The following is a 13,300-nucleotide window of genomic DNA, read 5'->3' on the forward strand; positions in this document are numbered from 1 at the left end:
ATGGCCACCACCTCCTCGACGATGCGCCGGGCCGGCCTGTGCGGCGCCCTGCTGGCGCTGGCGCTGCTGCTGTCGGCCTGCGGCTTCCACCTGCGCGGCCAGGGCAGCCAGTACCTGCTGCCCTTCCCGACCCTGTACGTCGGCCTGCCGGAGAAGTCGCCGTTGGCGATCGACCTGAAGCGCACCGTGCGCGCCTACGGCGGCACCACCATCGTCGCCACGCCGAAGGAGGCCGACGGCATCATCGAGGTGCTGAGCGACCCGGAGAAGACGCGCAGCAAGTCGATCCTGTCGCTCAACGCCAGCGGCCGCGTGCGCCAGTACCTGCTGTCCTACGCCATCGTGTTCCAGGTGCGCGACCAGCAGGGCAACCTGCTGCTCGGCCCGACGGCGGTCAACCTGACCCGCGCGCTGGACTTCAACGAGACCCAGCTGCTGGCCAAGGAGCAGGAGGAGGCGCTGCTGTACAAGGACATGCAGTCCGATCTGGTGCAGCAGATGATGCGCCGCATGGCGGCGATCAAGCCGGTGGCGGCGATGTCGCTGGCGCCGGCCGTGCCGGCGCGGGCGCCGGCGTCCGCGCCACAGCAGTAACCAGGACCAAGGACGAGGCATGCAATTGCGGCTTGAAGCGCTGGACGGCCATGTCGGGAAACCGCTGGCCCAGCTGTACGTGATCACCAGCGACGAGCATCTGCTGGCGCTGGAGGCGGCCGACAAGATCCGCCGCGCCGCCCGCGCCCAGGGCTATTCGGAGCGCGACGTGCTGAGCGTCGAGCGCAGCTTCAAATGGGGCGAGCTGCTGGCGGCCAACCAGTCGCTCTCGCTGTTCGGCGACAAGAAGCTGATCGAGCTGCGCATCCCCACCGGCAAGCCGGGCAAGGACGGCGGCGCCGCGCTGCAGGCCTATGTGAAGGACTCAGCCCGGACAACCTGACGCTGATCACCCTGCCCAAGCTGGACTGGCAGACGCAGAAGGCGGCCTGGGTGGCGGCGCTGCAGCAGGCCGCCGTCTACATCGACATCCCGCAGGTCGAGCGCAGCCAGCTGCCCAACTGGATAGCCCAGCGCCTGGCCGCCCAGGGCCAGAGCGCCGACCGGCAGAGCATCGACTTCATCGCCGAGCGGGTCGAGGGCAACCTGCTGGCGGCGCACCAGGAGATCCAGAAGCTGGCCCTGCTGCACGAGCCGGGCAAGCTGGCCTACGAGCAGGTGCACGACGCCGTGCTCAACGTGGCGCGCTACGACGTGTTCAAGCTGAGCGAGGCCATGCTGGCCGGCGATCCGGCCCGGCTGGTGCGCATGCTCGAGGGGCTGAAGGGCGAGGGCGAGGCGCTGCCGCTGGTGCTGTGGGCGGTGTCGGAGGAGATCCGCACGCTGTTAAAATTGAAGGCCGCGATGGCCCAGGGCCGCCCGCTGGGCGCGCTGCTGAAGGAATACCGCATCTGGGGGCCGCGCGAGCGGATGATGGACCCGGCGCTGCGCCGCATCTCGCTGGCCACGCTGGAGGCGGCCATGCGCGACGCCGCCCAGGTCGACAAGATGATCAAGGGGCTGCGCGCCAAGGCCTTCGCCGGCGACGCCTGGGACGCCATGCTGCAACTGGCGCTGAAGGTGGCGCGCGGCTAGACGCCGCAGCAGGCGCGCGACGCGCCGACACGAACACTCTGGATAGGGACAGGCAATGACTAGCGATATCAAACAGTACATGGAACAAGTGGGCCAGCGGGCGCGGGTCGCCTCGCGCGCCATGGCCCGGGCCGACAGCGCCACGCGCAACCGCGCGCTGTCGCTGATCGCCGACGCCATCGTGCGCGACAGCGCGCTGCTGCGCGCCGCCAACCAACAGGACATGGACAGCGCCCGCGCCGCCGGCCTGGCGCCGGCCATGCTCGACCGCCTGGCCCTGTCCGACAAGGCGATCGACACCATGGTCGAGGGGCTGCGCCAGATCGTCGCCCTGGCCGACCCGATCGGCGAGATCTCCGGCTTGAAGTTCCGCCCGTCCGGCATCCAGGTCGGCCAGATGCGCGTGCCGCTGGGTGTGATCGGCATCATCTACGAGTCGCGTCCCAACGTCACGGTGGACGCCGCCGGCCTGTGCATCAAGAGCGGCAACGCCACCATCCTGCGCGGCGGCTCCGAGGCGATCCACTGCAACCGCGCGCTGGCCAGGCTGGTCAAGGAAGGCCTGCTGGGGGCCGGCCTGCCCGAGGACGCCGTGCAGGTGGTCGACACCACCGACCGCGCCGCCGTCGGCGCCCTGATCACCATGCCGCAGTTTGTCGACGTCATCGTGCCGCGCGGCGGCAAGGGCCTGATCGCGCGCCTGATGGAGGAGGCCACGGTGCCGATGATCAAACACCTGGACGGCATCTGCCACGTCTACATCGACGCCCAGGCCGACCTGAAGAAGGCGGTCGAGATCGGCTTCAACGCCAAGTGCCACCGCTACGGCACCTGCAACACCATGGAAACGCTGCTGGTGGCGCGCGCCGTCGCGCCGACCGTGCTGCCGCTGCTGGCCGAGCGCTACGCCGGCCAGCAGGTCGAGCTGCGCGCCGACGCCGAGGCGCGGGCCATTCTGGCCGGCTACCCGCACTTGGCCGCCGCCACCGAGGAGGACTGGGCCACCGAATACCTGGCGCCTATCCTGGCGGTGAAGGTGGTGGCCGACATGGACGAGGCGATGGACCACATCAACCGCTACTCGTCCAAGCACACCGAGGCCATCGTCACCGAGAACTACAGCGACGCCATGCGCTTCCTGCGCGAGGTCGATTCGGCCTCGGTGATGGTCAACGCCTCGACCCGCTTCGCCGACGGCTTCGAATACGGCCTGGGCGCCGAGATCGGCATCTCCAACGACAAGCTGCACGCCCGCGGCCCGGTCGGGCTGGAGGGACTGACCTCGCTCAAGTACGTGGTGTTCGGCCACGGCGAAGTGCGCAACTGATCCTCCTTTCGACCCCATCGGGCGGCGCCGGCCGCCGCCCGCCATCCCCTCATTCTCGGGACCTTCATGCTCTGGATTAAAGCGCTGCACATCCTCTTCATCACGTCCTGGTTTTCCGGGCTGTTCTACCTGCCACGGCTGTTCGTCAACCTGGCGATGGAGAACGAGACGGTGACCACCGAACGCCTGCTGCTGATGGCGCGCAAGCTGTACCGCTTCACCACGCTGCTGTCGGTGCCGGCCGTGCTGCTCGGCTTCGCCCTGCTGTGGCTGCAGTACGGCGGCGGCCCGGACGGCTTCAAGATGCCCGGCTGGATGCACGCCAAGCTGTTCCTCGTGCTGCTGGTGATCGGCTACCACCACGCCTGCGGCTCGCTGCTGCGCAAGTTCGAGAACGGCGCCAACAAGCGCAGCCACAAGTGGTTCCGCGTGTTCAACGAGCTGCCGGTGTTCATGCTGCTGGCGATCGTCGTGCTGGTCGTGGTCAAACCTTTCTGAGCGGGGCCGTATGACTAAAGTTTGCCAATATTATTTCGCCCCCCACTCGCCGTGGAGCTACCTGGGCCACGAGCGCTTCGTCGCCATGGCGCGCCGGCACGGCGCGCAGATCGACCTGCGCCCGCTCGACCTGGGCAAGGTGTTCGGCCAGTCCGGCGGCCTGCCGCTGGCCAAGCGCGCGCCGCAGCGCCAGGCCTACCGCCTGACCGAGCTGGCGCGCTGGGCGGAGTTCCTGGACCTGCCGCTGAACCTGCAGCCGAAGTTCTTCCCCGTCTCGCCCGACCTGGCGGCGCGGCTGATCATCGCCACCCGGCTGGCGCTGGGCGTCGACACGGCCTTGCAGCTGAGCGGCGCCATCATGCGCGGCCTGTGGGCCGAGGAGAAGAACATCGGCGACGAGGAGACGCTGGCGCAGATCGCCAACGGCCTCGGCCTCGAGGGCCGCATGCTGCTCAAGTCGGTCGAAACGGCCAGCGTGCAGGCGGAGTATGATCGCAACACCGACGACGCCAGCGCCGCCAGCGTGTTCGGCGCGCCGTGGTACGTCTACCAGGGCGAGAGCTTCTGGGGCCAGGACCGCCTCGACTTCCTCGAGCGGGCGCTGGCCCGCCAGGCGGTGTAAGCCCGCCACGATAGAGTTTGGCCCGGCCGGCGGCGGCTATTTGGGGTCGGACCCCGTACGGGGTCCGACCCCGGTTCTTCGCCGTTCGGGGTAATGATTTTTTTAGTGTTTGTTTTTTAACGGATAAAAGGTACACCATGGCTTCATATTTTTGCCCATGCCCGCGCGGCATGGAAGCGGCGTTGGCCGAGGAACTCGGCGAGATCGCCCAGGACAGCAACGGCCTGAAGGTGCACAACCAGGTTCCCGGCGGCGTGCACTGCTCCGGCGACCTGCACGACGCCTACCGCATCAACCTGCATTCGCGCATCGCCTCGCGCGTGCTGATGCGCATGGCCGTCACCGGCTACCAGAACGAGAACGACATCTACGACCTGGTGCTGGCCCAGCCGTGGGAAGACTGGTTCGACGTCGACCACACCATCCGCGTCGACGTCACCGCCGTCAAGTCGCCGCTGCGCAGCCTGGAGTTCACCACGCTGAAGATCAAGGACGCCGTCTGCGACCGCTTCCGCGACCAGTTCAACAAGCGCCCCTCGGTCGACACCAAGGCGCCGGACATGCGCATCGTCGGCTTCCTCGACGCGCGCCAGTTCACCATCTACCTCGACACCTCGGGCGAGGCGCTGTTCAAGCGCGGCTGGCGCGAGGAGACCGGCGACGCGCCGCTGCGCGAGAACCTGGCCGCCGGCCTGCTGCGCGTGTCGGGCTGGAAGCCGGGCACGCCGCTGTTCGACCCGATGTGCGGCTCCGGCACCATCCTGTGCGAAGCCGCCCAGATGGTGCAGGGCATTCCGCCGGGCGCGCGGCGCCGCTTCGCCTTCGAGAACTTCAACGGCTTCGACCCGGCGCCGTGGCAGGCCATGAAGGCCGCCGTCAAGGTCAACCCGCTGCCCGAGTCGCCGACCATCTTCGGCAGCGACATCTCCGGCGACATGGTGGAAATGACCCGCCACAACCTGCGCTGCGCCGGCATCCTGTTCGAGGTGCCGCTCAAGCAGATCGAGGCGCAGGAGGTCAAGGCGCCGACCGAGGCGCCCGGCATCCTGCTGACCAACCCGCCGTACGGCGAGCGGATCGGCGTGCGCGGCGACAGCACGCTGCCCGAGGACGAGCTGGCCACCACCTTCTACTCGGCGCTGGGCACCACGCTCAAGCAGCGCTTCGCCGGCTGGACCGTGTTCCTGTTCACCGCCGACCTGGGCCTGCCGCGCCTGCTGCGTTTGAAGGAGGCGCGCAAGACGCCGTTCTTCAACGGCGCGCTGGAATGCCGCCTGTTCCGCTTCGACATGGTGGCCGGCTACAACCGCCGCGAGGAAGCCAAGCCGAAGAGCGTTTAAGCCGACGGCGCTGACGGCGCCAAGGGCGTCAACCCAGGGCGGCCCGAGCGTAGCCTAGCCAAGAAAACCCAGCGGCGCAAACCTAGGGTCAGACCCTAGGGTCTGACCCTGGCTCTCTGCCTTTGGGTGGTGTTGTAGCCGCTGGCGCCTTGGCTTGGCGGCGATCTTCCCACGCGGCGCCATCCTCGTCTCCCCCCAAAAACACGGCGCGGCCGGCGCTGCCGGTCCGGCGCCCCATCCTGCCCCCCCCATGTTCCCGAATCCGCCCGCCATCCTGCCGCCCGACCCCGCCCCCGAGATTCCACCGCCGCCCGAACCGAGCCACCGCCGCGCGCTGGGCAGCGGCCTGCTGGCCGCGATGCTGGCCGGCTTGTCGATGCTCGGCCCGTTCTCGATCGACGCCTACCTGCCGGCCTTCCCGGCGATCCAGGCCTCGCTGCAGGCCAGCCCGCTCGAGGTGCAGCAAAGCCTGACCTTCTACATGCTGTCGTTCTCGGTGATGGTGCTGTGGCACGGCGCGCTGTCGGACGCCTTCGGCCGGCGCAACGTGGTGCTGGTCGCGCTGGTCACCTTCGCCATCGGCACGCTGGGCTGCGCCGCCTCGCACACGGTGCACTACCTGTGGGCCTTCCGCGCGCTGCAGGGCGTCTCGGCCGGCGCCGGCGTGGTGGTCGGCCGCGCCATCATCCGCGACCTGTACGCCGACGCGGCGGCGGCGCGGCTGCTGTCGATGGTGACGATGATCTTCTCGATCGCCCCGGCCATCGCGCCGGTGGCCGGCGGCTGGATCGTCAAGCTGCTCGACTGGCGCGCCATCTTCCTGTTCCTGTTCGGCTACACGGTGCTGCTGTTCGTGCTGTGCTACCGCCGCCTGCCCGAGACGCTGCCGCCGCACAAGCGCCAGCCCTTCAACCCGCGCTACCTGATGCGCAACTACGGCCAGGTGTTCCGCTCGCCGCTGTTCCACCTCAAGTCCGGCGTGGTGGCGCTGAACTTCGCCGGCCTGTTCGTCTACATCACGGCGGCGCCGGTGCTGCTGCCGGTGCACCTGGGCCTCGGCCCGGACCAGTTCGCCTGGCTGTTCCTGCCCGCCGTCAGCGGCATCTTCCTCGGCGCCCTGGCGGCCAACCGCGTGGCCGGCAGGATCTCATTTTCGCGACAAATTGGTATTGGCTTCTGTTTCCTGCTGGCGGCCTCGATATTTAACGTTTGCTACCACCTGTGGTTGCCGCCGGCGCTGCCCTGGACGGTGGCGCCGATGTTCGTCTACACCTTCGGCATGTCGATGGTGGCGCCCGGCGCGACCCTGCTGGCGCTGGACCTGTTCCCGCACATCCGTGGCACGGTGGCGTCCTGCCAGTCGTTCGCCTCGACCCTGCTGGCCGCCCTGGTGGCGGGCGTGATCGCGCCCTTCCTATCACATTCGGTATTGTGGCTAGCCGCCGGACAGATGGCGTTTAGTGCCTCTGCTCTCGTTTTGTGGTTGACGTCGCGCGCTTACCGGAGCATGCTACTACGCCATCCGGCCAGGTAATTCATTAACGGCAGGAAAGTTAAAAAAGTTTAGTAGGAAATCTTTCTTGTTGATTAGTTATGCCTTTGTTTATGCTACTATCGATTTTTAAGCACGGTCAGACGGTTTACCAAGCCGTCGCAGCGACGTTTTCTTGTCACAACAGTTAACCAAATAACACCGTGGTGGCCCTTCGACCCTGAGTGCCGCTTCCCATTCAATGTCCCTTGGCGGCAATGCTTGATACGATGCAGCAATCAGAACACGATATCCGCAATCGCTTGTTGATTGCCCGCCTGCCGGCCATGCCGCAGATCCTCATCAAATTGATCGAGCACCTGCAGGCCGACGACGCCGGCATGCCCGAGCTGGCCGCCTTGATCGCCAAGGACGCCGGCATGACCAGCAAGATCCTCAGCGTCGCCAACAGCTCGGCCTACCACCGCCACAGCCGCAGCGTCAGCCTGGAGCAGTCGCTGGTGTCGCTCGGCACCGACATGATCAAGACGCTGGTGATCAGCGAATCGGTGTTCCAGACCTTCAACAGCTTCCCCCATTCCGGCAGCACCGACCTGCGCGGCTTCTGGAAGAACTCGCTGACCGCCGCCGTGCTGGCGCGCGACATCGCCAAGTGCATGGACTACCCGCACGCCGAGGAGGCCTACCTGGCCGGCCTGCTGCACAACGTCGGCCGGCTGGCGCTGCTGGCCACCGCGCCCAAGGAGTACGCGCTGAACTTCATGGCGCGCGACGACGAGACCTGTGCGCCGTCGAGCAGCGCACCCTGCAGATCACCCACTCGGAGGCGGGCGCCTGGCTGATCGAGCGCTGGCACCTGGACTCCTTCCTGGCCGACAGCGTGCTGTACCACCACGAGCCGGCCGCCCGGCTCGAGGCGGCGCATCCGCTGATCCGCATCGTCCGCCTGTCGCACCTGCTGTGCAGCCACGGCGACGAGGAGGCCCACCGGGACGCCATCGCCGACGCCAGCCGCCTGTGCGGCCTGGAGCCGGACGCCCTGGCCGCCGTGCGCAACGCCGCCGCGCGCCAGGTCGACAAGTCGGCCGCCTACCTGGGCATCGAGCTGGCCGGCGCCGACGACATCGTCGCGCCGCCGGCCTACGCGCCGCCGCCGCCGCTGGACCCGGTGCAGCAGCGCCTGTCCGAGGAGGTGCGCAACATGGTGCTGGTGTCCGAGATGGGCCAGACCTTCGCCCGCCAGCAGGGCGAGAGCGGCCTGCTCGAATCGATGACCCGCTCGGCGCGCATCCTGTTCGACCTGGGCAGCACCGTGGCGCTGCTGGAGAACCCCACCGGCCACGCCCTGGTCGGCTGCGCCGGCGGCGAGCAGCAGCAGCGGCTGGCCGAACTGGCCGTCCCGCTGGCCAAGGGCGGCGCCATCGCCGAGGCGGCGCGGCAGCGCCGGCCGGCCTACCTGGCGCGCGGCGACGCGGCGCTGACCCTGGCCGAGGAGCAGTTGTTCCGCATCCTCGGCAGCGAGAGCCCTGGTCTGCCTGCCGCTGGTGGCCAACCAGCGCTGCCTGGGCGTGCTGGTGGGCGCCGCCGCCGCCTGGCAGCTGGCCGGCCTGCAGAAGCGCGAGCGCTTCATGCAATCGTTCGCCACCCAGGCCGCCGCCGCGCTGGAGACCACCTTGAGCGAGCGCGGCCACGCCCGCCGCCAGCTGGCCCACGTCGCCGAGGAGTACCGCGAGGCCTCGCGCCGCGTGGTCCACGAGGTCAACAACCCGCTGTCGATCATCAAGAACTACCTGTCGGTGCTCGACAGCAAACTGGCGCGGCGCGAGCCGGTGGTCGGCGAGATGTCCATCCTCAACGAGGAGATCGACCGGGTCGGCCAGCTGATCAACGGCCTGGCCGATTTGCAGCCGAGCGAGACGGCGCGCCACACCGACGTCGCCCGCGTGGTCGACGACGTGCTGCGCCTGTTCCGCGCCACCGACTTCGTGCCGGCCTCGGTGCAGATCGTCGTGCGCATGCAGGAGGAGCCGGCCGAGATCGACGGCGACGCCGACATCCTCAAGCAGATCCTGGTCAACCTGGTCAAGAACGCCGTCGAGGCGATGCCCGCCGGCGGCAAGATCGACATCGCCAACCGCGGCCACGTCAACCGCGAGCGCCGGCTCTACCTCGAGCTGGTGGTCAGCGACAACGGCCCCGGCCTGTCGGCCGAGGTGCTGGCCAATTTGTTCGCGCCGGTGCGCAGCAGCAAGGAGGGGCCGCACCACGGCATCGGCCTGTCCATCGTGCACAACCTGGTCAAGAATATGCACGGGCCTGATCACCTGCCGCTCCGGCCGCGCCGGCACCAGTTTTGAAATTTTGCTGCCCGCCCGGGGCAGCGCCAGCCAAGTCGTCGGCGTGCAAGCGCGGGCGATGGACTCCGTCTAAGGCCATGATGAACCTGAACCCCGGCAGCTCCGCTGCCAACGCGCCAACCGCCGACACCCCGCGGATGGACATGACCCCGGCCGCGCCGGCCTGCCACGCCAACGGCGGCCCGCGCCTGCTGCTGGTGGACGACGAGCCGCGCCTGTTGTCCTCGCTCTACGAGCTGCTGCGCGACCGCGACTACCAGCTGGTCACGGCCACCTGCGGCAGCGAGGCGCTGGCCCAGCTGAACCGGCTCAAGTTCGACCTGATCCTGCTCGACCTGCGCCTGCCCGACATGAGCGGCCACCAGATCATGGACTTCATCAACGAGCGCGGCATCGAGGGCGACGTCATCGTGATGAGCGGCGACGTCGGCATCGAGGCGGCCATCGGCGCCCTCAAGCGCGGCGCCTACGACTACCTGCGCAAGCCCTACAGCCGCGAGGAGCTGCTCAAGACGGTGCAGAACGCGCTGTCGCAGCGCCGCCTGGCGCAGGACAACGCGCGCATCGCCTCGCAGCTGGAGAACTCGGAGAAGATGTACCGCTACCTGGTCGACAGTTCGCCGGACATCATCTACACCCTGAACCACGAGGGCCGCTTCACCTTCGTCAACGACCGCGTCCAGCAGCTGCTCGGCTTCTCGCGCGAGGAGCTGATCGGCAAGCACTACTCGCTGCTGGTGCACGACGAGGACCGGGAGCGCGCCCGCTACGTGTTCAGCGAGCGGCGCGGCGACGCGCGCGCCTCGCGCAGCGTCGAGCTGCGCCTGAAGTGCGGCGGCGACGCCAAGGGCGGCGGCCACGAGCGCACCTTCAGCAACACCCTGATGACCATCGCGCTCAACGCCATCGGCGTGCACCAGCCCGAGCAGGAGCCGCGCCAGCGCGAGTTCTTCGGCATCTACGGCGTGGCGCGCGACATCACCGACCGCAAGCGCGCCGAGGAGGTGATCTCCTACCAGGCCTACCACGACATCCTGACCGACCTGCCCAACCGCATGCTGTTCAAGGACCGCCTCGGCCTGGCGGTGATCCAGGCCAAGCGCAAGCTGAGCGAGCTGGCGGTGATGTTCGTCGACCTCGACCGCTTCAAGCTGGTCAACGACACGCTGGGCCACGTCAAGGGCGACGAGCTGCTGCAGCAGGTGGCGCTGCGCCTGAAGGAATGCCTGCGCCGCGGCGACACGCTGGCGCGCCAGGGCGGCGACGAGTTCACCATCGTGCTGCCCGAGCTGCGCGACCGGCAGGACGCCAAGGCCATCGCCGACAAGTTCCTCGAGAGCCTGCAGCAACCGTTCGACCTGGACGGCCACGAGGTGCACATCTCGGCCAGCATCGGCATCGCCATCTACCCGGGCGACGGCGAGAGCATCGACGAGCTGCTGCGCCACGCCGACATCGCCATGTACCAGGTCAAGGCGCTGGGCAAGAACGGCCACAGCTTCTACCACAACTCGATGCTCGACGTGTCGCACCAGAAGATCGCGCTCGAGCAGAGCCTGCGCAAGGCGCTCGAGCAGAACGAGCTGGAGATGTACTACCAGCCGCAGGTCGACGTGGCGACCGGCCGCATCATCGGCGCCGAGGGCCTGATGCGTTGGAACCATCCGCAGCGCGGCCTGCTGTCGGCCGGCGAGTTCCTGCCCTTCGCCGAGGAGAACGGCTTGATGCTGCCGATCTCCGACTGGATGCTCGGCGCGCTGTGCCGCGACCTGCTGCTGTGGAACGCCGCCGGCGGCGACGCCATCCGCCTGTCGCTCAACCTGTCGCCGCAGTATTTGGACCGCGGCGACTTCTTCGAGAAGATGCGCGGCGCGCTGACCCGCTACGGCATCTCGCCGGCGCAGATCGAGGTGGAGATCACCGAGAACATCTGCATCCGCAACCCGCAGTACGCCATCGAGCAGCTCAACAAGCTGTGCCAGCTGGGCGTGTCGGTGGCGATCGACGACTTCGGCACCGGCTACTCCTCGCTGTCCTACCTGCACCGCTTCCCCATCCACACCATCAAGATCGACCAGTCCTTCGTCAAGGAGATCCACGACGAGCACGGCCACTACCCGGTGATTTTGGCGATCATCTCGATCGCCCGCGGCCTCGGCCTGCACCTGGTGGCCGAGGGCGTCGAGACGGCGCTGCAGGCGCGCTACCTGCAGGCGCACGGCTGCACCACCATGCAGGGCTACTTCTACCACCGGCCGATCTCGCTGTCGAACTTCATCGGCGTGCTGCAGCAGCAGGCCGGCGACAGCGCGCCGCTGCTGCACGCGCCGGCGCCGCGGTTGGCCGGCGTCGCCATCCAGGCCTGAAGCCATGCCGGACGCCCGCGCCGCCGCCAGCACCGACGCCGCCGTTTTGCCGGCGGCGGCGGCCGGCTTCACCGCCGAATTCCTGCGCGTGAAGGCGCTGGCCGAGCGCGGCGTCGCCAACGCCCAGCACAGCCTGGGCTTCATGTACTTCAACGGCCAGGGCGTAGGCCAGGACTACGCCTTGGCGCTGGACTGGTATCGCCAGGCCGCCACCGCCGGTCTGGAGCACGCCCAGTACAACCTCGGCGTGATGTACCAGAAGGGCCAGGGCGTGGCGCGGGACTTCCCCGAGGCGGCGCGCTGGTACCAGCTGGCCGCCGAGCAGGGCTACGCCGCCGCCCAGTACAACCTGGGCTGGTTGTACGCCAAGGGCCAGGGCATCGCGCAGGACAGCGAGCAGGCCATGCGCTGGTTCAGCAAGGCCGCCGAGCAGGGCGACGCCGGCGCGCAGAACAACCTGGGCATGATGTACGACACCGGCAAGGGCGTGCCGCAGGACTTCAGGCAGGCCATCGCCTGGTATCGCAAGGCCGCCGAGCAGGGCTACGCGCGGGCCCAGTTCAACCTCGGCCTGCGCTACGACAACGGCCAGGGCGTGCCGCAGGACGCCGGCCAGGCCATCGCCTGGTTCCGCAAGGCCGCCGAGCAGGGCTACGCGCCGGCCCAGTTCAACCTGGCGCTGCGCTTCGACAAGGGCGAGGGCATCGCCCAGGACAGCCAGAAGGCCATCCTGTGGTATCGCCGCGCCGCCGAGCAGGGCCACGCCAGCTCGCAGTTCAACCTCGGCCTGATCTACGACAACGGCCAGGGCGTGCCGCGCGACGACGCCAAGGCGCTGGCCTGCTACCGCAAGGCGGCCGAGCAGGGCCACGCGGCGGCGCAGCACAACGTCGGCCTGCGCCACCAGCACGGCCAGGGCGTGGCGGCCGACCCGGTCGAGGCGGCGCGCTGGTATCTGAAGGCGGCCGGGCAGGGCTTCGCGGCGGCGCAATACCATTTGGCGCTGCTGTGCGAGGCCGGCGACGGCGTGGCGCAGGACGGCGCCGCGGCGCTGGACTGGCTGCGCCGGGCGGCCGAGCAGGGCCACCTGCGCGCCCAGTTCGACCTCGGCCTGCGCTACGAGACGGCGCAGGGCGTGGCGCGCGACGAGCGCGCCGCGCTGGCCTGGTTCCGCCGCGCCGCCGAGCAGGGCTACGCCGCCGCGCAGTTCAAGCTGGGCCTGCTGCACGACGACGACGAGGGGCCGGCGCCCGATCCGCTGCAGGCGGCCGCCTGGTATCGCCAGGCCGCCGGGCAGGGCCACGCCCAGGCCCAGTTCGCCCTCGGCCTGCGCCACGACAACGGCCAGGGCCTGGCGCGCGACTACGCGCTGGCGCACGACTGGTATCTGCAGGCGGCGCGCCAGGGCCACGGCCGCGCCCAGTTCAACCTGGGCCTGATGTATTTGAGCGGCCAGGGCGCGCCGGCCGACGCCGGCCAGGCCTACCTGTGGCTGGCCATGGCCGAGCGCAACGGCGCCGGCGCGGCGGCCGGCAAATACCTGCGCCAGGCCGCCGCCCGGCTCGACGCCGGCGCGCTGGCGCTGGCGCGCGCCCGCCTCGCCCTGCCGGCCGGGTAGGCCGCCACGCCTTTGTCCCGACCCGTTGCGCAGCCGCTCAATTGCGTATAG

Annotated in this window: 8 protein-coding genes and 2 pseudogenes; all 10 read left to right on the forward strand. The window is 69.1% G+C overall.

Features of this window, described 5'->3' with window-relative positions; translation table 11 throughout:
- The 10 genes and pseudogenes from lptE (at window position 1) to QC826_RS00815 (ending at window position 13,249) form a co-directional block, all read left to right on the forward strand.
- Window positions 1-594, forward strand: coding sequence for an LPS assembly lipoprotein LptE (gene lptE, locus QC826_RS00770; protein WP_279763978.1), 594 nt, complete (start codon window positions 1-3; stop codon window positions 592-594).
- 19 nt (window positions 595-613) lie between these two features.
- Window positions 614-1,629: pseudogene (gene holA, locus QC826_RS00775) on the forward strand (DNA polymerase III subunit delta).
- Window positions 1,630-1,684: 55 nt separating this feature from the next.
- On the forward strand, window positions 1,685-2,956 hold the full coding sequence (locus QC826_RS00780; protein WP_279763979.1) for a glutamate-5-semialdehyde dehydrogenase: 1,272 nt from the start codon (window positions 1,685-1,687) through the stop codon (window positions 2,954-2,956).
- Window positions 2,957-3,022: 66 nt separating this feature from the next.
- Complete coding sequence (locus QC826_RS00785) at window positions 3,023-3,454, forward strand: CopD family protein (protein WP_279763980.1); 432 nt, start codon at window positions 3,023-3,025, stop codon at window positions 3,452-3,454.
- 10 nt (window positions 3,455-3,464) lie between these two features.
- The gene (locus QC826_RS00790; protein WP_279763982.1) at window positions 3,465-4,076 is read left to right on the forward strand and encodes a 2-hydroxychromene-2-carboxylate isomerase; all 612 of its coding nucleotides are present in this window, start codon (window positions 3,465-3,467) and stop codon (window positions 4,074-4,076) included.
- A 137-nt stretch (window positions 4,077-4,213) separates the two neighbouring features.
- A complete protein-coding gene (locus QC826_RS00795) occupies window positions 4,214-5,416 on the forward strand; it encodes a class I SAM-dependent RNA methyltransferase (protein WP_409567745.1) in 1,203 nt (400 codons plus the stop codon).
- Window positions 5,417-5,666: 250 nt separating this feature from the next.
- Window positions 5,667-6,950, forward strand: coding sequence for a multidrug effflux MFS transporter (locus tag QC826_RS00800; protein ID WP_279763984.1), 1,284 nt, complete (start codon window positions 5,667-5,669; stop codon window positions 6,948-6,950).
- A 284-nt stretch (window positions 6,951-7,234) separates the two neighbouring features.
- Window positions 7,235-9,338, forward strand: a pseudogene (locus QC826_RS00805) (HDOD domain-containing protein).
- 64 nt (window positions 9,339-9,402) lie between these two features.
- Window positions 9,403-11,631, forward strand: coding sequence for a putative bifunctional diguanylate cyclase/phosphodiesterase (locus QC826_RS00810; RefSeq protein WP_279766347.1), 2,229 nt, complete (start codon window positions 9,403-9,405; stop codon window positions 11,629-11,631).
- Window positions 11,632-11,635: 4 nt separating this feature from the next.
- The gene (locus tag QC826_RS00815) at window positions 11,636-13,249 is read left to right on the forward strand and encodes a tetratricopeptide repeat protein (RefSeq protein WP_279763985.1); all 1,614 of its coding nucleotides are present in this window, start codon (window positions 11,636-11,638) and stop codon (window positions 13,247-13,249) included.
- The last annotated feature ends 51 nt before the right edge of the window (window positions 13,250-13,300 follow it).

Source organism: Rugamonas sp. DEMB1 (assembly GCF_029834475.1).
Lineage (GTDB): Bacteria > Pseudomonadota > Gammaproteobacteria > Burkholderiales > Burkholderiaceae_D > Rugamonas > Rugamonas rubra.

Coding starts and splice junctions, on each gene's coding strand:
- QC826_RS00780 (WP_279763979.1), top strand. CDS start 1,685: ATGACTAGCGATATCAAACAGTACATGGAACAAGTGGGCCAGCGGGCG.
- QC826_RS00790 (WP_279763982.1), top strand. CDS start 3,465: ATGACTAAAGTTTGCCAATATTATTTCGCCCCCCACTCGCCGTGGAGC.
- QC826_RS00795 (WP_409567745.1), top strand. CDS start 4,214: ATGGCTTCATATTTTTGCCCATGCCCGCGCGGCATGGAAGCGGCGTTG.
- QC826_RS00810 (WP_279766347.1), top strand. CDS start 9,403: ATGGACATGACCCCGGCCGCGCCGGCCTGCCACGCCAACGGCGGCCCG.
- QC826_RS00815 (WP_279763985.1), top strand. CDS start 11,636: ATGCCGGACGCCCGCGCCGCCGCCAGCACCGACGCCGCCGTTTTGCCG.
- QC826_RS00785 (WP_279763980.1), top strand. CDS start 3,023: ATGCTCTGGATTAAAGCGCTGCACATCCTCTTCATCACGTCCTGGTTT.
- QC826_RS00800 (WP_279763984.1), top strand. CDS start 5,667: ATGTTCCCGAATCCGCCCGCCATCCTGCCGCCCGACCCCGCCCCCGAG.
- lptE (WP_279763978.1), top strand. CDS start 1: ATGGCCACCACCTCCTCGACGATGCGCCGGGCCGGCCTGTGCGGCGCC.